22 protein-coding genes are annotated in these 20,161 nt (G+C 69.0%); 10 read left to right on the top strand and 12 right to left on the bottom strand.

The window, feature by feature from the left end; translation table 11 throughout:
* The first annotated feature begins 65 nt into the window (after positions 1 to 65).
* Positions 66 to 215 carry a hypothetical protein gene (locus Q8L83_RS03975; RefSeq protein WP_305284856.1) on the top strand — a complete coding sequence of 50 codons (150 nt, stop codon included), beginning with the start codon at positions 66 to 68 and terminating at the stop codon, positions 213 to 215.
* A 5-nt stretch (positions 216 to 220) separates the two neighbouring features.
* Here Q8L83_RS03975 and dprA read toward each other — a convergent pair whose 3' ends face one another.
* The 5 genes from dprA to ruvX form a co-directional block, all read right to left on the bottom strand.
* Positions 221 to 1,315, bottom strand: a complete 1,095-nt coding sequence (dprA, locus tag Q8L83_RS03970) for a DNA-processing protein DprA (protein ID WP_305284855.1) — start codon at positions 1,313 to 1,315, stop codon at positions 221 to 223.
* A complete protein-coding gene (gene plsY / locus Q8L83_RS03965; protein WP_305284854.1) occupies positions 1,312 to 1,968 on the bottom strand; it encodes a glycerol-3-phosphate 1-O-acyltransferase PlsY in 657 nt (218 codons plus the stop codon). Before plsY ends, dprA begins: the two co-directional genes overlap by 4 nt.
* 127 nt (positions 1,969 to 2,095) lie before the next feature.
* Entirely contained in the window at positions 2,096 to 3,394 is a 1,299-nt protein-coding gene (pyrC, locus tag Q8L83_RS03960) for a dihydroorotase (RefSeq protein WP_305284876.1), read from the bottom strand.
* The gene (locus tag Q8L83_RS03955; protein WP_305284853.1) at positions 3,391 to 4,368 is read right to left on the bottom strand and encodes an aspartate carbamoyltransferase catalytic subunit; all 978 of its coding nucleotides are present in this window, start codon (positions 4,366 to 4,368) and stop codon (positions 3,391 to 3,393) included. The genes pyrC and Q8L83_RS03955 overlap by 4 nt, the downstream gene beginning before the upstream one ends.
* A gap of 64 nt (positions 4,369 to 4,432) precedes the next feature.
* Positions 4,433 to 4,930: a Holliday junction resolvase RuvX gene (gene ruvX / locus Q8L83_RS03950; RefSeq protein WP_305284851.1), complete on the bottom strand. Its 498-nt coding sequence runs from the start codon at positions 4,928 to 4,930 to the stop codon at positions 4,433 to 4,435.
* Between the two features lie 186 nt (positions 4,931 to 5,116).
* On the opposite strand from ruvX, the gene Q8L83_RS03945 reads away from it, so the two are divergent.
* The 3 genes from Q8L83_RS03945 to gatA all read left to right on the top strand — a co-directional run bounded on the left by Q8L83_RS03945 (position 5,117) and on the right by gatA (position 7,903).
* Positions 5,117 to 5,986, top strand: a complete 870-nt coding sequence (locus Q8L83_RS03945) for a sulfotransferase domain-containing protein (protein ID WP_305284850.1) — start codon at positions 5,117 to 5,119, stop codon at positions 5,984 to 5,986.
* Between the two features lie 156 nt (positions 5,987 to 6,142).
* Entirely contained in the window at positions 6,143 to 6,430 is a 288-nt protein-coding gene (gene gatC, locus Q8L83_RS03940) for an Asp-tRNA(Asn)/Glu-tRNA(Gln) amidotransferase subunit GatC (RefSeq protein ID WP_305284849.1), read from the top strand.
* On the top strand, positions 6,431 to 7,903 hold the full coding sequence (gene gatA / locus Q8L83_RS03935; RefSeq protein ID WP_305284847.1) for an Asp-tRNA(Asn)/Glu-tRNA(Gln) amidotransferase subunit GatA: 1,473 nt from the start codon (positions 6,431 to 6,433) through the stop codon (positions 7,901 to 7,903).
* 45 nt (positions 7,904 to 7,948) lie between these two features.
* On the opposite strand, the gene Q8L83_RS03930 is transcribed toward gatA, so the two are convergent.
* Positions 7,949 to 8,236 carry a hypothetical protein gene (locus tag Q8L83_RS03930; protein WP_305284846.1) on the bottom strand — a complete coding sequence of 96 codons (288 nt, stop codon included), beginning with the start codon at positions 8,234 to 8,236 and terminating at the stop codon, positions 7,949 to 7,951.
* Between the two features lie 124 nt (positions 8,237 to 8,360).
* Here Q8L83_RS03930 and gatB point away from each other — a divergent pair, with 124 nt between their 5' ends.
* A complete protein-coding gene (gatB, locus tag Q8L83_RS03925) occupies positions 8,361 to 9,854 on the top strand; it encodes an Asp-tRNA(Asn)/Glu-tRNA(Gln) amidotransferase subunit GatB (protein WP_305284845.1) in 1,494 nt (497 codons plus the stop codon).
* Positions 9,855 to 9,922: 68 nt separating this feature from the next.
* On the opposite strand, the gene Q8L83_RS03920 is transcribed toward gatB, so the two are convergent.
* Together Q8L83_RS03920 and Q8L83_RS03915 are read right to left on the bottom strand one after the other, a co-directional pair.
* Positions 9,923 to 10,432, bottom strand: coding sequence for an RcnB family protein (locus Q8L83_RS03920; RefSeq protein ID WP_305284844.1), 510 nt, complete (start codon positions 10,430 to 10,432; stop codon positions 9,923 to 9,925).
* A 118-nt stretch (positions 10,433 to 10,550) separates the two neighbouring features.
* Complete coding sequence (locus tag Q8L83_RS03915; protein WP_305284843.1) at positions 10,551 to 10,925, bottom strand: RcnB family protein; 375 nt, start codon at positions 10,923 to 10,925, stop codon at positions 10,551 to 10,553.
* A 277-nt stretch (positions 10,926 to 11,202) separates the two neighbouring features.
* On the opposite strand from Q8L83_RS03915, the gene Q8L83_RS03910 reads away from it, so the two are divergent.
* On the top strand, positions 11,203 to 11,478 hold the full coding sequence (locus Q8L83_RS03910; protein WP_305284875.1) for a sel1 repeat family protein: 276 nt from the start codon (positions 11,203 to 11,205) through the stop codon (positions 11,476 to 11,478).
* A 21-nt stretch (positions 11,479 to 11,499) separates the two neighbouring features.
* On the opposite strand, the gene Q8L83_RS03905 is transcribed toward Q8L83_RS03910, so the two are convergent.
* Complete coding sequence (locus Q8L83_RS03905) at positions 11,500 to 12,255, bottom strand: polysaccharide biosynthesis/export family protein (protein ID WP_305284841.1); 756 nt, start codon at positions 12,253 to 12,255, stop codon at positions 11,500 to 11,502.
* 128 nt (positions 12,256 to 12,383) lie between these two features.
* On the opposite strand from Q8L83_RS03905, the gene Q8L83_RS03900 reads away from it, so the two are divergent.
* From Q8L83_RS03900 to rsgA, 4 genes are read left to right on the top strand one after another with little or no spacing between them, the layout of a single operon-like run.
* Complete coding sequence (locus tag Q8L83_RS03900; protein WP_305284838.1) at positions 12,384 to 13,844, top strand: GumC family protein; 1,461 nt, start codon at positions 12,384 to 12,386, stop codon at positions 13,842 to 13,844.
* A gap of 58 nt (positions 13,845 to 13,902) precedes the next feature.
* The gene (locus Q8L83_RS03895; protein ID WP_305284836.1) at positions 13,903 to 14,619 is read left to right on the top strand and encodes a sugar kinase; all 717 of its coding nucleotides are present in this window, start codon (positions 13,903 to 13,905) and stop codon (positions 14,617 to 14,619) included.
* Complete coding sequence (locus Q8L83_RS03890; RefSeq protein WP_305284834.1) at positions 14,616 to 15,896, top strand: O-antigen ligase; 1,281 nt, start codon at positions 14,616 to 14,618, stop codon at positions 15,894 to 15,896. Before Q8L83_RS03895 ends, Q8L83_RS03890 begins: the two co-directional genes overlap by 4 nt.
* Before the next feature lie 36 nt (positions 15,897 to 15,932).
* Positions 15,933 to 17,009, top strand: coding sequence for a ribosome small subunit-dependent GTPase A (rsgA, locus tag Q8L83_RS03885; protein WP_305284833.1), 1,077 nt, complete (start codon positions 15,933 to 15,935; stop codon positions 17,007 to 17,009).
* A 7-nt stretch (positions 17,010 to 17,016) separates the two neighbouring features.
* Here rsgA and Q8L83_RS03880 read toward each other — a convergent pair whose 3' ends face one another.
* The 3 genes from Q8L83_RS03880 to Q8L83_RS03870 are packed head-to-tail and all read right to left on the bottom strand — an operon-like array spanning position 17,017 to position 20,149.
* Entirely contained in the window at positions 17,017 to 17,790 is a 774-nt protein-coding gene (locus Q8L83_RS03880; RefSeq protein ID WP_305284832.1) for a polysaccharide deacetylase family protein, read from the bottom strand.
* Positions 17,790 to 18,710 (bottom strand): glycosyltransferase family 2 protein, encoded by a 921-nt coding sequence (locus Q8L83_RS03875; protein ID WP_305284831.1) that lies wholly within the window; start codon positions 18,708 to 18,710, stop codon positions 17,790 to 17,792. The genes Q8L83_RS03880 and Q8L83_RS03875 overlap by 1 nt, the downstream gene beginning before the upstream one ends.
* Entirely contained in the window at positions 18,707 to 20,149 is a 1,443-nt protein-coding gene (locus tag Q8L83_RS03870; protein WP_305284830.1) for a lipopolysaccharide biosynthesis protein, read from the bottom strand. The genes Q8L83_RS03875 and Q8L83_RS03870 overlap by 4 nt, the downstream gene beginning before the upstream one ends.
* Positions 20,150 to 20,161: the final 12 nt, after the last annotated feature.

Raw genomic sequence — 20,161 nt, 5'->3', positions numbered from 1 at the left:
GCATAGCAGAGATATCTGAAATGATCGAACCTCTTCCGCCGGGCGCGTCCCCCCAAAGGGTCGCCGTGTTCATTGAAGAAATGCTCCGCGACCTGTCCGAACTGGCCGCCGTGAAGGGCTATCGCGGACTGGCCACGACCCTGATGGTCGCCGCCCTGGAGGCGGCTCGCGCTTCGGCCGGCGCCCCCGATCCCCCGCAGGCAGGCCGGGACTGAGCGCCTCACGCGCCGACAGCCTGGCCGCCGGGCAGCAGCTCGGCCCGGCCGGCGACGGCCAACTCCACCAAGGCTGCGGCCACGGCGCCGGCGTCACGGCCAGAGGCGCGCACCAGTTCATCCCGCGAGACCGGGGTCGGCGAAAGCAGCGCCGCAACGGTTTCGACCAGGGCCTGGTCGGTGACCACGCAGGGCGGCGGGCCCGCATAGGCGCGTTCCCGGTCCCGAAATCCGTCGAAGGTGTCCAGCGCGCGCAACACGTCCTCCACGCCTTCACAGAGGGCCGCGCCCTGGCGGATCAGATCGTTGGCGCCGCGGGCGCGGGGGTCGAGCGGCGAGCCGGGCACCGCCAGCACGTCACGGCCCTGCTCCGCGGCCAGGCGGGCGGTGATCAGCGAGCCCGACCGCAGCTCGGCCTCGACCACCACCACCGCCCGGGACAGGCCGGCGATGATCCGGTTGCGGCGGGGAAAGTCGCGGGCCTGGGCCTGACGTCCCGGCGGATGCTCGGCCACCACGCAGCCCTGCTCGGTCAGCCGGCGATAGAGATCCCGGTGCTCGGGGGGATAGATGTCGTCCACCCCGCCGCCCAGGACGGCGATGCTGCCGTGCTCCAGCGACCCTTCATGGGCGGCGCCATCGATGCCCCGGGCCATGCCTGAGGCGACTACGTGTCCGGCCTGTCCCAGTTCGGCGGCCAGACCGCGGGCGAATCGCTGGCCGGCGGCCGAGGCGACCCGGGCGCCGACGATGGCCACGATGGAGCGGTCGAGCAGGCGGATGTCCCCGCGCGCCCACAGCACCGGCGGCGGCGGGTCCAGGGCCGCCAGCGCCTGGGGGTAGCTGGCCTCGCAGGCGCAGATGAGCTGAGCGCCCAGGGCTTCGCCGGCGGCGAGCTCGGCCTCGATCTCGTCGGTCGAGGGGATGGCGGGACCCCGGGCGCGTCCGCCCCGTCGGGCCAGGTCCGGCAGGGCCTCAAGGGCGCGACCAGGCTCGGCGTAGCGGCGGATCAGCTGGTCGAAGGTCACCGCGCCGACCCCCTCGCTGCGGGCCAGCCGCAACCAGTCGCGCCGGGCCTGGGGCGTCAGGCCAGGGCTCATGCAGGGTCCTGGGACGCCGGCGTCTTGCCGCCGCCGATCTTCGGCTCCTGGCCCTTCAGCAGGCGGGCGATGTTGTCCTTGTGCCGGACGAAGATCAGCACGCCCATGACCACGGCCAGCACGGCGATGGGATAGGGGCGGTCGGTGGCGAACACATAGATGGGCGCCAGCACCGCCGCCGTCAGGGCCGCCAGGGACGAGAGCCGGAAGACCAGGGCGACCAGGATCCAGGTGGCGCCGGCCAGAAGGCCCACCGGCCAGGCCGCCGCCAGCAGCGTCCCAAAGAAGGTGGCCACGCCCTTGCCGCCCTTGAAGCCCAGCCAGACCGGGAAGATGTGGCCGATAAAGGCTGCGCCGCCGGCCAGGGCGGTGAGGGTCGCCTGCGCGCTCTGCGGCCCGTTCCGCGTCATCATCCAGGCGAGGAACACCGCCATAGCGCCCTTGCCGCCGTCGCCGAGCACGGTGATCAGGGCCAGATCCTTGCGGCCAGTGCGCAGCACATTGGTCGCGCCGATGTTGCCCGACCCGATGGCGCGCACGTCGCCGGCCCCACCCAGACGGGTGGCGAGGACGCCGAAGGGGATGGAGCCCAGCAGGTATCCGCCGATCAGGGCGGCGGCGATGAGCGCGAGGCTCAAGGTGTCGGTCGGCATCTGTTTCCCCGGTTTCCCTAAGTCCTGGCGGCGTCGCTTTCGCGTGTCACGACGCCCAGGATCTGCCGTTGCTGTTTTGTTCGCCCATGCATAGCGCCGGTCGTCGAGCCGGGCAACAATGGTTCAGCTAGTTGGCGCGATGCACTACGCGGCCGTCAACCAGGGTCATGCGGACCACCCCCTGCAGGCGGCGGCCATCGAAGGGCGAGTTCTTTGACTTGGACTTCAGATCGGCCAGGTCGACGATCATCGGCGCGTTCAGGTCGCAGAGCACGAGGTCGGCGGGCGCCCCCTTGGCCAGGCGCCCGGCGGGCAGGCCCAGCAGTTCGGCCGGCCGGCTGGTGACCGTGCGCATCAGGTCGATCAGGGGAATGCGCCCCTCATGGTGGAAGGCCAGCAGGGCCGGCAGCAGGGTCTGGAGCCCCACGGCGCCCGGCGCGGCCTCGTCATAGGGCAGGCGCTTGTCCTCGGCAGGGGCCGGCGCATGGGCCGACACCACGATGTCGATCAGGCCCGAGGCCAGGGCGTCGATCACCGCCTGGCGGTCGTCTTCGCCGCGCAGGGGGGGATCGACCTTGCAGAAGGTGCGGTAGTCGCCGATGTCCACCTCGTTGAACGACAGGTGGTTGATCGAGGTGGTGGCCGTCACGTCCAGGCCGCGGGCCTTGCCGCGTTCCAGGCTCTCCAGGGCGCAGGCCGTGGTGATCTGGTCCACCAGCAGCCGTCCGCCGGTCAGCTCGACCAGGGCGAGGTCGCGCTCCAGCATGATCTTTTCGGCGATGGGCGGGACCGAGGGCAGGCCCATGCGGCCGGCCAGTTCGCCTTCTGTGGCCGCCGCGCCGGCCGCCAGCCAGGGATCGGCCGGGCGGTGGGCGACCAGGACGCCGAAGCTCTTGGCATAGGCCAGGAGCCGCCGCAGGACCTTGGAATTGACGATCGGCCGGTCGGCGTCGGTGACATAGACGCAGCCGGCGTCCCGCATCAGGCCGATCTCGGCCATGCGCTCGCCCGCCAGGCCCTTGGTGGCGGCGCCGGCCGGATAGACGTGGACCAGCTCGATGTCGCGGGCCCGGCGCAGGATGAAATCCACCACCGAGGGGTCGTCCACCGCGGGCGAGGTGTCGGGCTGGACGACGATGGAGGTGACCCCGCCGGCGGCCGCGGCCAGGGCGGCGGACTTCAGCGTCTCCTTGGGCTCGGCGCCCGGCTCGCCGGTCTTGACCCGCAGGTCGACGAGCCCCGGGCTGAGCATGGCGCCGCGGGTGTCCAGGGTCTCGATGTCGTCCGACAGGCTTCCCAGGTCGCCGCCGAAGGCGACCTCGGCGATCTTGCCGTTCTTGACCAGCAGGGCGCCGGGGCCGTCCCAGCCGCTGGCCGGATCGACGAGACGCGCATTCAGAAGGGCGAGGGGGCGGGGCGCCATCAGTCGTTATCCAGTCGGGCCGAGAGGGCGGCGAGCACCGCCATGCGGGCGGCGACCCCCATCTCCACCTGATCCTGAATCAGGCTGACGGCCAGGTCGTCGGCCACCTCGGAATCGATCTCCACGCCCCGGTTCATGGGGCCGGGGTGCATCACCCGAACGTGGGGGGCGGCGCAGGCCAGCTTTTCCCGGTCGAGGCCGAAGAAGCGAAAATATTCCCGCTGCGACGGCGCCAGCACGCCGTCCATGCGCTCCAGCTGCAGGCGGAGCATCATGACCACGTCGCAGCCCTCAATGCCCTTGCGCAGGTCGTGATAAACCTCCGAGCCCCATCGGTCGGCTTCGGCCGGCATAAGGGTCGGCGGACCCACCAGCCGGACCTCGGCTCCCATCATCTGCAGCAGGCCGACATTGGAGCGCGCCACCCGGCTGTGGAGCACGTCGCCGCAGATCGCCACCCGCAGGCCCGCGATGCGGCCGAAGGCGCGGCGCATGGAGAGCGCGTCCAGCAGGGCCTGGGTGGGATGTTCATGCTGGCCGTCGCCGGCGTTGATCACCGAGCAGGACACCTTCTGCGACAGCAGGGAGGCCGCGCCCGACGAGGCGTGGCGCACCACCAGCAGGTCCGGCTGCATGGCGTTCAGGGTGACGGCGGTGTCGATCAGGGTCTCGCCCTTGGAGATCGACGAGGCCCTTGGGCTCATATTCACGACGTCGGCGCCCAGCCGCTTGCCCGCCAGCTCGAAGGAGCTCTGGGTGCGGGTGGAATTCTCGAAGAACAGGTTCATCAAAGTCCGACCCTTGAGCAGGTCGAGCTTCTTCGAGGTCTGGCGGTTGAGGGCCACAAAGCCGTCGGCCAGGTCCAGCAGGTCGCTGACCTCGACGGGGTTCAGATCCAGAACCGACAGGAAATGGCGCTTCGGAAAGGGGAAGGTCTTCCCCAGGACGTCGATCAGACCGGATTCGGGCGCGCTCATTAAAGCGCCCTCTTAAGGGGGGCGACCCGCTTCGCCAAGGCGCCTGTGGCCGCCGTCCACATGTTCAGGCCTCGGACGGCGGCGGCGCAGCGTCCGCCAGGTTGCGCAGCCGCTCCAAGGCGCCCTGGAGAATCCAGGCCGCTGCGGTCTTGTCGACCACCTCGCCGCGGCGGGCGCGGGTCATGTCAGCCTCATCCACCAGCATGCGGTTCACCGCCATGGACGACATCCGCTCGTCCCAGAAGGCGATGGGCAGGTCGCGCAGCCGCAGCAGGTTGCGGGCGAAGGCGCGGCTGGACTGGCAGCGCGTCCCTTCGGTGCCATCCATATTGACCGGCAGGCCGATGATCACGCCAACCGCGCCGCGGCCCTCCATCAGGGCGAACAGGGCTTCGGCGTCGGCGGTGAACTTGGTCTTGCGGATCAGCTTCAGGGGCGAGGCCACCATGCGGCTGGTGTCGGACACCGCCACGCCGATGGTCTTTTCGCCCAGGTCCAGGCCCACGACGGGGCCAAGACGGGGCAGGTGGGCGGGCAGTTCGCTGAGATCCAGTACGGGCATGGGCCGCTCATATCATGTCGGGGAAGGGCGCCACGCGATTTTGGGCGCCGAAGCAGCAAGTTCATCGAACTTCGGTATTGGTCGGGGTCTAGCCAGCGGATATGAGCCGGCGAGGATTGAGCTCTGGGGGTTCGGATGTCGTCGCCTGCCTGGCCGCAAAAGACGCGGGATCTGCATAACCACCATATGGATTCCACAGTGTGGGATCGCTTCGTCTTCCGTCCCGACGACGTCATCGTCAGCACCTACGCCAAGTCCGGCATCAGCTGGACCCAGCACATCGTCGGCCAGATGGTGTTTGCGGGCGATCCCACGGTGAAGGTGGCCGAGATCTCGCCCTGGGTGGATCTGCGGATTATGCCGCCCGACCTGCTGGACATCCTTGAGGCCCAGACCCACCGGCGGATCCTCAAGACCCACCTGCCGGTGGACGCCCTGCGCTTTTCACCGGACGCCAAGTATCTCTACATCGGCCGTGATGGTCGCGATGTGGTCTGGAGCCTCTACAACCATCACGCTGGGGCCAATCAGCTCTTCTACGACGCCTTGAACGGCACGCCGGGCCGGGTCGGGCCGCCGATCGAGCGCCCGGACCCGGACATTCGTCGATACTTCCAGACCTGGCTCGCGGAGGACGGCGCGCCCTTCTGGCCCTATTGGGAGAATGTCGCATCCTGGTGGGCGATCCGGGACCTGCCCAACGTGATGCTGGTCCATTTCAACGATCTGAAGCGGGACCTCGAGGGCCAGATGCGCCGGATCGCAGCATTCCTGGACTGCGACGTTCCCGAAGACCGCTGGCCGCAGATCCTGGAGCACTGCTCGTTCGACTGGATGAAGGCCCATGCCGAGAACGTGGCGCCCCTGGGCGGGGCGGTCTTCGAGGGCGGCGCGCAGACCTTCATCAACAAGGGCGTCAACGGCCGTTGGAGCGAGGTGCTCACCCCCGAGGACAACGCCGCCTACGAGGCGCGGGCCCTGGCCGAACTTGGCCCCGAATGCGCCCGCTGGCTGGCCGAAGGGCAGGGCGTGGTCGGCGAACCCGCCGCCGCCTGACCTCAGTCGAGCCCACCGCCCCGTGGCCGGCGACATGGCGATCGGCCAGCTCGCAGCTTCGATCTCAGGACGCTCCCGAGCCGGGAAAGGCGCCGCCCGCTTGTCAAAGCCCTCCCACCGCGGCTAACCCACGGGTCAGATTGCAAGGAGGCCCCCATGGCCATCGACGTGGCGACCGTTCGCAAGGTCGCCAAGCTGGCGCGCATCGCTGAACCCGAGGCGCGCCTGGAATCCCTGGTCCAGGAGCTGAACGGCATCCTGACCTGGATCGAGTTGCTGGAAGAGGTCGACACCGACGGGGTCGAGCCCATGACGTCGGTGGTGCATCAGGGCCTGCCCATGCGCGAGGACGTGGTCACCGAGGGCGGCGATCCGGCCAAGGTGCTGGCCAACGCGCCGAAGACGGTCAAGGACTTCTTCGTGGTCCCGAAGGTGGTGGAATAGATGAGCGACCTGACCAAACTCTCGCTCAAGACCGCCCTCGAAGGTCTTGAATCCAAGTCGTTTTCCGCGCTCGAACTGACCCAGGCCCATATCGAGGCTGTCGAGTCGGCCAAGGCGCTGAACGCCTATGTCCTGGAGACTCCGGAAAAGGCCCTGGACATGGCCCGGGCCAGTGACGCCCGCCGCGCCCGCGGCGAGGCCGGCGCCCTGGACGGCGCGCCGTTGGGGATCAAGGATTTGTTCTGCACCGAAGGCGTGCGCTCCACGGCCTGCTCCAAGATCCTTGGCGATTTCGTCCCGAACTATGAGTCCGCGGTCACGGCCAATCTCTGGCGTGACGGGGCGGTCATGCTGGGCAAGCTGAACATGGACGAGTTCGCCATGGGCTCGTCCAACGAGAGCAGCGCCTTTGGCCCGGTGATCAACCCCTGGCGCGGTCAGGGCGATGAGACGCCCCGCACGCCCGGCGGCTCGTCTGGCGGTTCGGCCGCCGCGGTGGCCGCTGAACTGTGTCTGGGCGCCACGGCCACCGACACCGGCGGTTCGATCCGCCAGCCGGCGGCCTTCACCGGCACGGTGGGGATCAAGCCGACCTATGGCCGCTGTTCACGCTGGGGCGTGGTGGCCTTCGCCTCGTCCCTGGACCAGGCCGGCCCCATCGCCCGCAATGTCGAGGACGCGGCCATCCTGCTGAAGTCCATGGCCGGGCACGATGCGCGGGACTCGACCAGCCTCGACGTCGAGGTGCCAGACTTCGCAAGCTTTGTCGGCAAGTCGGTCAAGGGACTGCGGATCGGCATTCCCAGGGAATACCGCGCCGACGGCATGCCGCCGGAGATCGACAGGCTGTGGGAGCAGGGGGTGGCCTGGTTGAAGGCGGCCGGCTGCGAGATCGTCGAGGTTTCGCTGCCCCACACCAGATACGCCCTGCCGGCCTACTATATCGTGGCCCCGGCGGAGGCCTCGTCCAACCTCGCCCGCTATGACGGCATGCGCTACGGCCTGCGGGTCGATGGCGCCAACCTGACCGAAACCTACGAGCAGACCCGCGCCCAGGGGTTCGGCGAAGAGGTCAAGCGGCGGATTCTGATCGGGTCCTACGTGCTCTCGGCGGGCTACTACGACGCCTACTACCTCAAGGCCCAGAAGGTGCGTCGGCGGATCTCGGACGACTTCGACCGAGCCTTCGAAAAGGTCGACGCCCTGCTGACCCCCACCGCGCCCTCGGCCGCCTTCGCGCTGGGCGAGAACGCCGACGATCCGGTGGCCATGTACCTGAACGACATCTTCACCGTGACGGTGAACCTGGCGGGCCTGCCGGGCATGAGCGTGCCGGCCGGCGTCGACGCCAGCGGCCTGCCGCTTGGCCTGCAGCTGATCGGCCGCCCCCTGGACGAGGGGACGCTGTTCTCGCTGGGCGGGGTGATCGAAGAGGCGGCGCAGTTCAAGGCTAGGCCGCAGCGCTGGTGGTGAGGCCCGCCGCGGCCGGGGGCCGCGGACGGGCCGGACCTTCAGGGCTTAGTCGGTGGCCAGTTCGCTCTTGATGGCCGCCAGGGTCTCGTCGGTGATCTGGCCCTCGGAATAGGGCTTCAGCTCCACCAGGGTCATGCCCTTGAACATGTCGTAGGAGGGATGGGCGCCGATGCCGGGAATGTGCTTCTCCAGCACGGCCTTGGCCTTTTCGTTCGCCATCAACTCGGCGACCGGCGTGGCTTCAACCGAAAGCTTGGTCTCCGCGGTCGCGCCGGCGGCCGCGGCGAGCGTCATCGAAAGGGCGAGGGCGCCCGTCATAAGAAGTTTGCGCATGGTTGAGGTCTCCTCCCTGGATCGGCGTTGTCGCGAGGCGGAGTGAGCGGCAGACGCCGGCCTTTCGCAAGAGGGTTTAACTTGGCCGCTTTCGCAGGGCGGCGGCTGGGATTAGGAAGAGCGGATGACTGAGAACACCAAGTTGATCCAGGGCCGGACGGGTCCGTGGGAAATGGTCCTGGGGCTGGAAGTCCACGCCCAGGTCGCCTCCAACGCCAAGCTCTTCTCCGGCGCCGCCGTCGGCTTTGGCGCGGGTCCCAACGCCCAGGTCAGCCTGGTCGACGCCGCCATGCCGGGCATGCTGCCGGTGATCAACCGCCGCTGCGTCGAACAGGCCGTGCGCACGGGCCTGGGCCTGAAGGCGCAGATCAATCTGAAGTCGACCTTCGACCGCAAGAACTACTTCTATCCGGACCTGCCCCAGGGCTACCAGATCAGCCAGTTCAAGGAGCCCATCGTCGGCGAGGGCGAGGTTCTGGTGGAGCTGGACGACGGCGAAACCATCACTGTGCGCATTGAGCGGCTGCACCTGGAGCAGGACGCCGGCAAGTTGCTGCACGATCAGGACCCGGACTCCAGCTTTGTGGACCTGAACCGTTCGGGCACCGCCCTGATGGAGATCGTCTCGCGCCCCGACATGCGCAGCGCGCCGGAAGCGGCGGCCTATGTGAAGAAGCTGCGGACCATCCTCGTCTATCTGGGCACCTGCGACGGCGACATGGAGAAGGGCAATCTGCGCGCCGACGTGAACGTGTCGGTCTGTCGTCCGGGCGCCTATGAGAAGTTCCGCGCCACCGGCGACTTCAGCCACCTGGGCACACGCTGCGAGATCAAGAACGTCAATTCCTACCGCTACATCCAGCAGGCCATCGAATATGAGGCCCGCCGGCAGATCGAGATCCTCGAGGACGGCGGCAAGATCGTTCAGGAGACCCGGCTGTTCGATCCGGGCAAGGGCGAGACCCGGTCGATGCGCTCCAAGGAGGATGCGCAGGACTATCGCTATTTCCCCGACCCGGACCTGCTGCCCCTGGTGCTCGACGCCGCCTGGGTCAATGCGATCCAGGACAGCCTTCCCGAGCTGCCCGACCCGAAGAAGGCGCGGCTGCAGAGCCAGTACGGTCTCTCGGCCTATGATGCGGGCGTGCTGGTGGGCGAACAGGCCCGGGCCGATTTCTTCGAGGCCGCGGCCAAGGGGCGAGACGCCAAGCTGGTGGCCAACTGGGTCACCAACGACCTGGCCGCCCGCTTGACCGCCGCCGGTCTGGACATCCAGGACAGCCCGATCAGCACCGGCGAGATCGCCGATCTGGTCAAGCTGATCGAGGACGGGGTCATCTCGTCCAAGATCGCCAAGGACGTCTTCGAACGCATGTGGGCCGGCGAGGGCGCGCCGGGCGAGATCGTCGAGAAGCAGGGCCTGATGCAGGTCTCCGACACTGGCGAACTGGAGGCGATCATCGACGGCCTGATCGCCGCCAATCCGGCCCAGGCCGAGTCGGTGAAGGAAAAGCCCCAGGCCATCGGCTGGTTCGTTGGTCAGGTGATGAAGGCAACGGGCGGCAAGGCCAATCCGGGCACGGTCAACCAACTGCTCAAGGCCAAGCTCGGCCTCTGATCTGGCGTCGCAGACATGACGGAGGCCCCGGACGCAGGTCCGGGGCCTTTTTCACGTGGGGCCGAGGCTCATCGGCTGTTGATGATCTCGAAGATCAGGCCGGTGGCCACGGCGGCCAGCAGGTAGTCGTTGCCGACCCGGTGCCAGGCATAGCCCCGGGGCGGGGGCCGCAGGCGGTAACGCTGGTAATCATGCACCACATAGGTGCGGTACTGCGGCGGCAGGACCGCGCCGCGGCGCCAGGCGACGTAGCCCGGACGATACTGCGGATGGCTGTAATAGACCGCCGGCGGCGGGCCATAGGACCAGCGGTTCTGGTAGTAGTAGCCATTGTAGCGATTGCTGTCCCAGCGCGGCGGCGGGGGCGGCGGCTGGTAATGGCGACGGTTGTCGTAGCGGTTGTCCCGCCGGTCATAGCGATGGTCGCGCCGGTCGTCGCGGCGATCCCAGCGGTCGCCCCGACGATCGGCATGGTTCTCGCGCCGGTCCCAGGACTGCGCCTGGGCGGCGGTCGCGGAGGCCGCGATCGGACCCGCAACGGCGGCGATGGCCGCGAGGCTCAAGATCAGACGTCGCATTCTACGTCTCCGTTTTCTTGCGGGCCCGCCAGGGCTGGCCGCCACATCCCCCGATGATCAAAGAATGGGCGGAGCGCCCTGAACCCCCGCTGAACGGTCAATTCAGGAAGGTCCTGCGCTAGTTGAACAGGCTCAGCACCACGTCGGCAATCAGGCCCGTCTGGGTTTGCGCCAGATAGACATCGTTATCGACGCGGACCCACTGATAGCCGGGCGGTGGCTGGCGCAGGCGGTAGCGCGCGGGCTCGGTGATGTAATAGGTCCGTTCGGTCACATAGGCCCGGGGCACATGCTCGCCGCGGCTCCACCGCTTCTTGGCCTGGCCCGGCGGCATGCCGTGGGGATGACGCTTGTCGGCGTGCTTGCCCCGATGATGGTCGCCGCGGTGGTCGCGCTCATAGCGATCGCCGTGATAGTCGGGGTGCGGGCGGGCCAGGGCGGAGGCCGGCGCGGCCAGGGCGATAGCCGCCGCCGCAATCACTAGGGTCTTCATCACTAGGCTCCTCGTCTCGTGTCCCTCGATGAGGAAACGTCCAAGGCCGTCAGTGGCTCCCACGCCGCGCCGGGGCAGGGACGTGGCCACGTTAAGTCCATGTAGATAAAGGTTTCGCGTCAGTAAGCGCTTCGAACTCTGCCAGATTGTCGCATGAATTCGTGTTATTTCGGGGCTTAACCATATGTTCAGCCGATCTCGACTTTTCTTCGCTCATGGATAGCGGCGCCAAGGCTCCAGAATGGACGCCGGCCGCTGGATGAGGGACGTGAAGGTCATGTTTGCGAACGTGGAAGTGGGGAGCGCTGAAGGCCTGCCGCTGCCAGGCCCCGAGGCCTCCGGAGACGAGCTGTTCCGCCTGGGCATGCTCTATTCGACCGGCCAGGGCGGGGCGCCGCTGGACTATGTTTCAGCCCATATGCTGTTCAACCTGGCGGCCATGCGGGGCTCGCTGGAGGCCAAGGTCTATCGCAAGGAGCTGTCGCAGGAGATGGCCTCGGAAGACGTGGCCGAAGCCCAGCGCGCCGCCCGCGAATGGCTGGCGCAGGGCTGAGCGCCTGAGCCGTTCCCGCCGTCAGTTCGCGCCCTGCTCGTTCAGGGCGTAGCTGAAGCCGAACTGGATCGGCGACAGGTCGCGGAAGTACTGCTGGACGAACAGGCCGGCATTGGCCACGCCGCTCCGCGGCACATAGACGATGTCGAACCGGCGCAGCGGGATCAGATCCGCGCTGGGCCGGCGCAGGCCGGCCAGCAGGTCGGCCCGCCGCATCATCCCCTGACCATTGGCGCCCCGCCGGAGGATGATGACCTCGCTGCGGTCGGCCGACGGGCTGAAGCCCCCAGCCTGGATGATGGCGCGCAGCGCGTCAGCGTCGCCCTGCATGTCATAGACCCCGGGTGTCCCCACCTCGCCGCCGACGAACACCTTCAAGGGCGCGGCCTTGGCCGTCACGAAGACCTGTGGGCGCAACAGGTGCGCCGCATAGGCCTGGGACAGGGCCGCCTCAAGTTCCATGGTGGTGCGATCGGCGGCCATCACCGGCGGGATCAGCGGCACGGTGACGCGGCCGTCAGGCTGAACGGTGACCGTCTTGGTGAGCTCCGGCGCAGAGGGCACCGTCACCTCGATTTCATCGCCCGGATAGAATCGATAGGCCGGCTCTTCCTCGGTCCATTGGGCGTAGGGAAGATTGACGAAATCCGCCTCGTGAGCCGGCTGGGCGAGGCCCGCGGCCTGGGCGCCGGGCAGGGCGCGAACGCCGCCGCAGCCGGCGACTGCGAGGGCCGCCACGAGGCTCGGCAGGGCTTGGAATCTGGCGCGTCTAAGCATGGGGCCAGGGTTAACAGGAATGGGTAACGAAGTCTTAAGCGCGGGCGGCGACGGTCCCTCTGCAAACACCTCGGACCGCCGGATTCGTTATGGCCGCAACAAGCGCCTGGACTGCACGATCAAATGACATGGCGCCGCGGTCGGACTGGGCCATGCGGCCGCGCTATGCGCCGTCGGACTTCGTCGCCCTGCTGTGGCGCGAGCGTTTCCTGATGCTGGCGGTGTTCGCCGTCATCTTCGTGATTGGCGCGGCCTTCGCCTTCAGCCTGAAGACCACCTATCCGGCCAGCTCCAGCATCCTCGTGCGGCTGGGCCAGGAATATGTCTATGAACCCCGGGCGGGCGACGCCGGGCGCGGCGCGGTGCCGGAAGCCGAGCAGGTGATCCAGGCTGAGACCGAAATCCTGGCCTCGAGCGAATTGAAGCAGAGGGTCATCGATCGCCTGGGCCTGTCGCGAATCTATCCGAAGCTGGCGGCCGAGTTCGCCGAGGCGCCGGCTGGCGAAAAGCGGATCGTCATGGGCAAGGCCCTGCGCGCCATGGAGACCAGCCTGAAGATCCAGACGGCGCCGGATACGCCGATCGTCCGGCTGGTGTTCGAACATGAGGACGCCGGGACCGCGGCCCTCGTCCTGAACACCCTGCTGGAGGAATATCTGATCTTCCGTCGCACGGTTCTTGTGGAGTCGAACCTGCCGGCGATGGAGACCCAGCGTCTGACCTTCCAGGAACGACTCGCCGAGGCCGACGCCGCCTATGAGCAGTTCTTGACCAGCAACCAGATCGGCGACTTCGTGTCCGAGAAGGCCGCCCTGTCTCAACTGCAGAGCCAGATCGAGCAGCAGAAGTATCAGACCGAGACCCAACTTCAGGACCGGGTCGGTCGCCTGGCCGCGCTCCAGGCGCAGATGGGACAGGTCTCGCCCGAGGTCGGCCTCTATCGCGATGTGAACAATGCGGCCTCCGACAAGCTGGTGGAGCTGAAGCTGCAGCGGGAGGACCTGCTGGGCCGCTATCGGGCCGACGCCCAGCCCGTTCGCGACCTGGACTCCCAGATCAGCCGGCTCGAACAGGGGATCGAGGCCGGCCGCACGACCGGCGAAGGCGCGCGGCGGTTTGGCGTCAACCCGGTCTTCCAGACCCTGCAGACCGAGCGGATCCAGCTCCAGTCCGAGGTGGCCGCCCTGCGCCAGGCGCAGGCCACCCTCAATACGCAGTTGGCCCAGTTGCTGGACCGCCGCCTCAAGCTGGCTGAACTGGAGCCCCGGTTCCAGGCGCTCAGCCTCGACCGCGATGTCCTGCAGGCCAATGTCCGCGACTTCGCCGTCAAGGAAGAGCAGAGCCGCGCCGCCCGCGAGATCGCCGCGGCCTCCAACGACAATATCCGGATCGTTCAGCGGGCCACGGCGCCGGCCCGGGGTTCGAGCCTGAAGAAACCCATGCTGGTACTGGCTTTCCTGTTCGCCGGCTTCACGGCCCTTTGCGCGGGCCTGCTGCGCATGTTCCTGCGGCCTGGCCTGCCCACCGCGCAGTCGGCCTCGAGAACCCTGGATCTTCCCGTACTTGGCGCGGCGCCAATGAAGGCCTGATGGGCAAGGATTTCTGTCCGGCGCGGCCCTTTGGGCTAACGTCGCCAACAGTGTACGCGTGGCGATTCGAACAATGGTGAACCTCAACGCTGAGATGGCCGAGTTGTGGGCCTCCCTGGGGGCGCCGGCGGCCGGTCGTGCGCGTATCCTCCAGCTGGTCTCGGCCCGGCGGGGCGAGGGGACGTCCACCATCGCCCGGGAGCTCGCCTTCTTCGCAGCCCGCCAGGCCGGCCGCGCGGTGTGGCTCGTCGACCTCGACCTGATGGCCTCGCCGCAACACGCGGCCATCGGCGCCGAGAGCGACCGCTATGGCCTCATCGGCCAGCCCGCCCAGGCCAGCCCCGACGGCTCCATCTTCTTCGCCGTCCAGCCGCCAGCCCAGGGGCCCGATGGCAAGCCATGGCCGGACGCGCGGTATCTGGCCGCTCACCGGGTCGGGGCGGCGCGTTGGTGGGTGACGCGGTTTCGCCGCGAGGCCCTCCGCGGGCGCCAGACCGTCCATATCCTGCCCAGCGGCGACTACTGGACCGCCCTGCGCAAGTTCGCCGACCTGATCATCGTCGACTGCCCCTCGGGCGACCGCTCCCAGGCGGCCACCACGGTGGCCCCCTTCATGGACCAGACGGTGATGGTGGTCGCCGCCGACGAAGAGGATGTCCGCGCGCCAGCCCTGATGCGCGACGCCCTGATCGGCGCCGGCGCCGATGTGGCCGGCCTGTTCTTCAATCGCGCGACGGTGGAACAGCCGCCATTCGCGCGCGCCTTCCTGCGGTGACCGGCGCCGCCTACGCCGCCGCCCCGGCGTTCGAGGCGCCGGCCCCGCGGCTGACGGCCTGGCGGATGCTCCTGGCCGGGGCCTCGGTCTTCCTGCTGCTGGTCTACAGCCAGGCCTGGGTCTTTCCGTTGATGGGCGAACAGGCCACCGCCGATCAGGGGGGGCTGATCCGCGCCCTCTACCTGCCGGCCTATGCGGCGGGCTTCCTGCTCCTGGCCGTGTCGCCCGGCGCCACCTTCCAGGCCCTGTTGCGTCAACCCTTCCTCGTAGTCCTGATGCTGCTGGTGGCGGCGTCTTTTCTCTGGTCCATCGCCCCGGACCAGACCCTGCGACGGGTCTTCGCCGCCTATTGCTCGGCCCTGGGCGGAGTGGTCCTGGCCTCACGGCTGAAGTGGTCGGAACTGGCCGAGGTGATTGCGGCCGCCTTCGCCATCCTGGCGGTCATCGCCTTCGTGGTCCCCCTGGTCCTGCCCTCGGTGGGCGTCATGCAGGAAATCTTTCCCGGCGCCTGGCGCGGCGTCTGGTCGGAGAAGAACGCCCTGGGGGGCAATATGGCGCTCGGCTTCGCGATCATGGGCGCCGCGGCGATCCTCAATCCCCGCCGACGGCTCATTTGGATCGGCTTTGCGGGCCTGGCCCTGCTGCTCGTGCTCATGTCCACCTCCAAGACCTCGCTGGTGGCGCTGGCGCTCGGCCTGGGGGGGCTGATCTTCGTCGGTGTCATCCGGCGGGGTCCAGCCACCCGCATCGCCATCCTGTGGCTGGCCATCGTCGCCGCCGGCATGGGCCTGGGGATCGCACTCTTCGCCGCCGACGTGGTGTTCGAGGCCCTGGGCAAGGACGCCACGCTCACGGGGCGGACAGAGATCTGGGCTGCGGCCATGACCCAGATCCAGGCGCGGCCGTGGACCGGCTATGGCTTTGGCGTGGTTTGGGACGATCTGGGCCCCTGGGCGCCCCTGGCCCAGATGAGCAAGGACGCCGGCTTCGAGCCGGAGCACGCCCACAACTCCTGGATCGAACAGTGGATCGGTATGGGGGTTCTGGGCCTGGTGGCCTTCGCCCTGTTCTACGCCCAGACCGTGCTCCTGGCGCTGGTGGCCCTGTTCCGCCACCCGGGCGCCTATCTGGCGATCCCCTTCCTGATCGTCTACAGCCTGATGACCATCACCGAGAGCATCGCGGTGACCTATAATGACTTCCGTTGGGTGCTCTTCGTGGCCATCGCCGTGAAGCTCGCCTGGCCCGACCGAGAGATCGAGCGCCGCCGCGCGTGATCCGGGCCGGCTGTCGGCAGTGCGAAGGACGTCGAATTGCTGAAATCCTACGGCTGGACGGACGCGCTTCAGGCGGACTTCGCCCCCTTCGCGGCCCAAGGGCTTGCCCCCGCCCGGGTGGTGATCCAGCACCGCGCCCGCTTCGTGCTGATCGGCGAAGAGGGCGAGATGTCCGCCGAGACCGCAGGCCGTTTCCTGCACAACGCCTCGACCGCCGACCTGCCGGTGGTGGGCGACTGGGTGGCCGTGGCGCCCCAGTCCGGCGATGGCGTCTCGACCATCCATGCGGTGCTGCCCCGCCACAGCCAGTTCGTGCGCAAGGCCGCCGGCGTGGTCGAAAAGCCCCAGGTGGTGGCCGCCAATTTCGACGTGGTCCTGCTGACCACAGGGCTCGACACCGACTTCAACCTGCGCCGGATCGAGCGCTATCTCACGGCCGCCTGGCGCACAGGCGCCCAGCCGGTGGTGGTGCTGACCAAGGCCGACCTGGTCGATGACGTGCCCGCCTTCGTGCGCGAGGTCGAAGGCGTCGCGCTGGGCGCCCCGGTCCTGCCGATCTCTGCGCCCCAGAGCCTCGGCCTGGACGCCCTGCAGGCCTATCTCGGCCCCGGGACGACGGCGGTGATGCTGGGCATGTCGGGTGTGGGCAAGTCGACCCTGGTCAACGCCCTGGCCGGAGAGGCCCGCCAGGCGGTGGGCGAGGTGCGCGCCGCCGATGGCCGGGGCCGCCACACCACCACGCACCGCGAGCTTGTCCTCCTGCCGCAGGGCGGCCTGATCCTCGACACGCCCGGGATGCGCGAACTGGGGCTATGGGATCCAGGGGAGGGCGCGGCCCAGACGTTTGAGGATATCGAGGCCCTGGCCCTGCAGTGCCGGTTCCGCGACTGCAGCCACAATGGCGAGCCGGGCTGCGCGGTCGGCCCGGCCCTGGCGTCCGGCGTCATCTCCCGCGAGCGCCTGGAGTCCTACCGAAAGCTGGAGCGCGAGGGGGCGAGCCTGCCGCGCAAGGCCGATCCAGCCGCCGAGGTGATCCACCGCAAGCTGTTTGCCGCCCGCGCCAAGGCCGCCCGCCGCCAGCAGCGGATCGAGGACGACGAGAGCGATATCTGAGGGCCGCTCAGGCCGCTGCGGCGATGTCCAGACGACGGGCCGCCTCGGCCACGGTGGCGATCTCAAATCCGTCGGCCTGGGCGCGGTCGATCAATCGGGCCAGGGCGTCCGGCGCGCAGCCCCATGGCGACGGATCGGGGCGCACATCATGGGTGTACAGGATCAGCCAGGCGGACCTGGCCTTGGCGCGCGCCAGCCAGTGCTCGGCCACAGCCTCTCCATCCGCGCCCTCGATCCCCACGGCCGGCGCCTGGTTGAGATCGGTTCCGGCCTCGATCACGCCGTGGTGCAGGGCGCGCAGGACGGCGTATCGCCTGGCCAGCGCGGCCTTCGGGCCGGCGGCGACGTCGCCATAGGGATAGGCGAAGTTGTCCACCGCGCCGGCGCGCCAGTCGGCCAGGACCTCCAGGTTGCGGGTCGTGTCGGCCAGGGCCTGGGCGCCGCTGGCCTGGCCGCAGTCCAGGTGGGAATAGGTGTGGCAGGCGATCTCATGGCCGACCGCCGCCAGCCGGGCATAGTCGGCGGCCTCGGCGTAGCGGCCCATCGGTCCCTCGGTCCCGGCCAGGCCGGCTGACACATAGAAGGTCCCCCGAGCGCCGCGGGCTTCTAGGAGGGCGGCGCCAGCCTCGACGGCGCTGAGCGGCGCATCATCGAAGCTGAAGGTGACCATGGGCGTCGTCGGACCGCGGGCCAGCGGCCGGCGATGGGCCAGGCGCACCACACGGCGGCGGATCTTGCCCTTGAGCGAGCGGTCGGGCTGGTAGGCCTCAGCATAGGACATCAGACGGCCTCGGCATAAAGGGCGGCGCGATAGAGGCGCATGGCGAAGGCGCGGCTCTTGATCGGCGCTGCGCTATTCAGGGCATAGGCCTTGATCATCGGCCGCCAGACGCCGCGCAGGGGCGCGCGGCGCAGGATGCGGGCGACGCGATAGCTGGGATAGGTGCGGACCACCTCGGGATGGGCGGCCACCACGCGGGCGAAGTTCGCCGCCGACTGTTCGTACTTGGCCGCGATAGTCGCCGCACTGTCGAGGCCGAGATGGGTGGCGGTGTTGTCGATGTGCAGGATGGGCCAGCGCCGGGCCACCCGCATGCCCCACTCCACATCCTCCCAGCCCCAGCCGGCGAAGCCCTCGTCAAAGCCCTCGGCGGCGAAGACATCCCGCCGGACCAGCAGGTTGGAGGTGAAGACATGCTTTTCCGGCGCAGCCATCCGTTCGTACGCGGGCAGGCAGTCGCTGTGACCGGCCATGACCCGGTGCAGGGCCTGGTCCGGTCGGGGCTCCACCTGCAGCAGCGAGAAACCGCCGAACGCGACGGGAGGATCGTCCCGTTCGATCAGGGTCAGCCAGCGGCCCAGGAAGTCGCCGGTGTCGGGCGCCATGTCGCTGTCGAGGAACAGGAAGTGGCCGGCCCGGGCATGGCTGACCAGCCGGTTGCGGCCCTTGGCGCGACCCTCGTTGGCCGCCAGGGTCACCAGGCGGGCGGGCAGGGGAAGGGCGGCGACCTGCGCGCGCACCCGCTCGGTGAGGGCGGCGTCGGCCGTACCGTCGTCCAGCACGACGATCTCCGCGGCGACCGGCTCGCGTCCCAGGGTGGCCAGGAGGCTGCAGGGATCGTCCCCCTTGAACGGGATCAGCACCGAGAGGCGAGGCTTGGCCTCAGCCCATGGCGCATTGTCGAACAGGATCTCTGTCATGCCGTGCGCGCCCTGTAGCCACGGACCAGGGCCAGCCCACGGCTGCGCAGGGCGCCGGTGTCCAGGGCGAAGGTGATGGCTCCAAACACGATGGCGCCGAGCCCGGCCTTCAGGATCAGCTCGGCCCAGCCGCCCAGGGCCGGGATCTGGACGACGGCGACGCCCATCACGGCGGTGGCGAACACGGTCTGCAGCAGGGGCGTCCACGGTACGGGCAGGCGAAGGCTGCGGGCGCCGAGGGCCACCGAGGCTGCGAGGCCGAGGCCATAGCTCGCCACCGTGGCCCACAGCGCGCCGTCGAGCCCATAGCGCGGGATCAGGATCAGGTTGAGGACCAGGTTGGCGAGTGCCGGGATGGCCATGGCGGCCAGCAGAAGTTCGGTGCGCTGGCCCAGGGTGAAGGCCTGGTGGAAGTAGTAGGTGGTCAGGCCGGCCAGCAGGCCGCTGGCGGCGATCCAGGGGGTGACGTGAGCGGCGCCCATGGCCAGCTCCTGCCCGACCATCAGATGCGACAGCGGCGCGGCCACCAGGGCCAGGCCGACGGCGGCCGGCACGCAGAGCAGCAGCATGAGGCTGGCCTGTTCCCGGGCCGCGGCGCCGAGCTCGCCTTCGCCGCCGCGCTCCAGGGCGGCGATCAGGGCAGGGCCTCCGGCCGCGCCCAGCCAGATGAACAGGACGTCCAGGGTGCGGTTCGCCAGGCTGTAGCCGGCATGATAGACGCCCACCGCCGCCTCATCGAGAAAGGCCGCCAGCAGGAACCGGTCGGTGGTCGACAGCACCAGGGCCAGGATCAGCGACAGGGCGACCGGCAGGCCATAGCCGAGATAGCTTCGCGCCCGGGGCGCCTCGAACTGTCCGCGACGGCTGTGGGCCAGTTCCGAGGGCAGGGTCCAGGCCATGCAGATGGCGGCGGCCACGCCGAACCCGATCAGCGGGGCTGCGCCGCCAAAGCCCATATAGGCCAGCACCGCGCCGACCACGAAGGCGCCCAGGGTCTGGATGATGTCGATGGAGGCCGCCCCGGCCACTTCGCCGGCCGCGCGGCGGCGTTCCTGGGCGAGCTTGGCGAAGGTGCGGGGCAGGACGGCCAGCACGCCGCAGACCACGGCCAGCCGCAGGCCCGGGGCCATGGGAATCAGCAGCGCGGCGGCGAGCGCCAGCGGCAGGACGACCAGCAGGGCCAGCCAGGTGCGATAGACTGTGGCGGCATGGGCGCCGCCCTGGCCCTTGTCGGACTCCGCCACCCAGAAGCGGGCCATGGCGGCCTCATTCCAGGTGAAGATCGCGGTGTGCAGCAGGCTCATCACCGAGAAGCCCAGGGCGTAATCGCCGAACTGCGAGGGGGCCAGCAGGCGGGTGAAGGTGACGATGGTCGCCAGACCCACCAGGCCTTGAATGATGTTGACCGGCAGGTAGCCGACCACGCCGCGCCAGAACATGAGACCTGTCCC

Origin of the sequence: Phenylobacterium sp. (assembly GCF_030680185.1) — a bacterium.
In the GTDB taxonomy this organism is placed as follows: domain Bacteria; phylum Pseudomonadota; class Alphaproteobacteria; order Caulobacterales; family Caulobacteraceae; genus Phenylobacterium.
The sequence above is the reverse complement of the archived record's forward strand: the minus strand, read 5'-3'. Positions and strand labels throughout refer to the sequence as shown.

Coding starts and splice junctions, on each gene's coding strand:
- dprA (WP_305284855.1), bottom strand. CDS start 1,315: ATGAGCCCTGGCCTGACGCCCCAGGCCCGGCGCGACTGGTTGCGGCTG.
- plsY (WP_305284854.1), bottom strand. CDS start 1,968: ATGCCGACCGACACCTTGAGCCTCGCGCTCATCGCCGCCGCCCTGATC.
- Q8L83_RS03955 (WP_305284853.1), bottom strand. CDS start 4,368: ATGAGCGCGCCCGAATCCGGTCTGATCGACGTCCTGGGGAAGACCTTC.
- ruvX (WP_305284851.1), bottom strand. CDS start 4,930: ATGCCCGTACTGGATCTCAGCGAACTGCCCGCCCACCTGCCCCGTCTT.
- Q8L83_RS03945 (WP_305284850.1), top strand. CDS start 5,117: ATGGATTCCACAGTGTGGGATCGCTTCGTCTTCCGTCCCGACGACGTC.
- gatC (WP_305284849.1), top strand. CDS start 6,143: ATGGCCATCGACGTGGCGACCGTTCGCAAGGTCGCCAAGCTGGCGCGC.
- gatA (WP_305284847.1), top strand. CDS start 6,431: ATGAGCGACCTGACCAAACTCTCGCTCAAGACCGCCCTCGAAGGTCTT.
- Q8L83_RS03930 (WP_305284846.1), bottom strand. CDS start 8,236: ATGCGCAAACTTCTTATGACGGGCGCCCTCGCCCTTTCGATGACGCTC.
- gatB (WP_305284845.1), top strand. CDS start 8,361: ATGACTGAGAACACCAAGTTGATCCAGGGCCGGACGGGTCCGTGGGAA.
- Q8L83_RS03920 (WP_305284844.1), bottom strand. CDS start 10,432: ATGCGACGTCTGATCTTGAGCCTCGCGGCCATCGCCGCCGTTGCGGGT.
- Q8L83_RS03915 (WP_305284843.1), bottom strand. CDS start 10,925: ATGAAGACCCTAGTGATTGCGGCGGCGGCTATCGCCCTGGCCGCGCCG.
- Q8L83_RS03910 (WP_305284875.1), top strand. CDS start 11,203: ATGTTTGCGAACGTGGAAGTGGGGAGCGCTGAAGGCCTGCCGCTGCCA.
- Q8L83_RS03905 (WP_305284841.1), bottom strand. CDS start 12,255: ATGCTTAGACGCGCCAGATTCCAAGCCCTGCCGAGCCTCGTGGCGGCC.
- Q8L83_RS03900 (WP_305284838.1), top strand. CDS start 12,384: ATGGCGCCGCGGTCGGACTGGGCCATGCGGCCGCGCTATGCGCCGTCG.
- Q8L83_RS03880 (WP_305284832.1), bottom strand. CDS start 17,790: ATGTCCTATGCTGAGGCCTACCAGCCCGACCGCTCGCTCAAGGGCAAG.
- Q8L83_RS03875 (WP_305284831.1), bottom strand. CDS start 18,710: ATGACAGAGATCCTGTTCGACAATGCGCCATGGGCTGAGGCCAAGCCT.
- Q8L83_RS03870 (WP_305284830.1), bottom strand. CDS start 20,149: ATGTTCTGGCGCGGCGTGGTCGGCTACCTGCCGGTCAACATCATTCAA.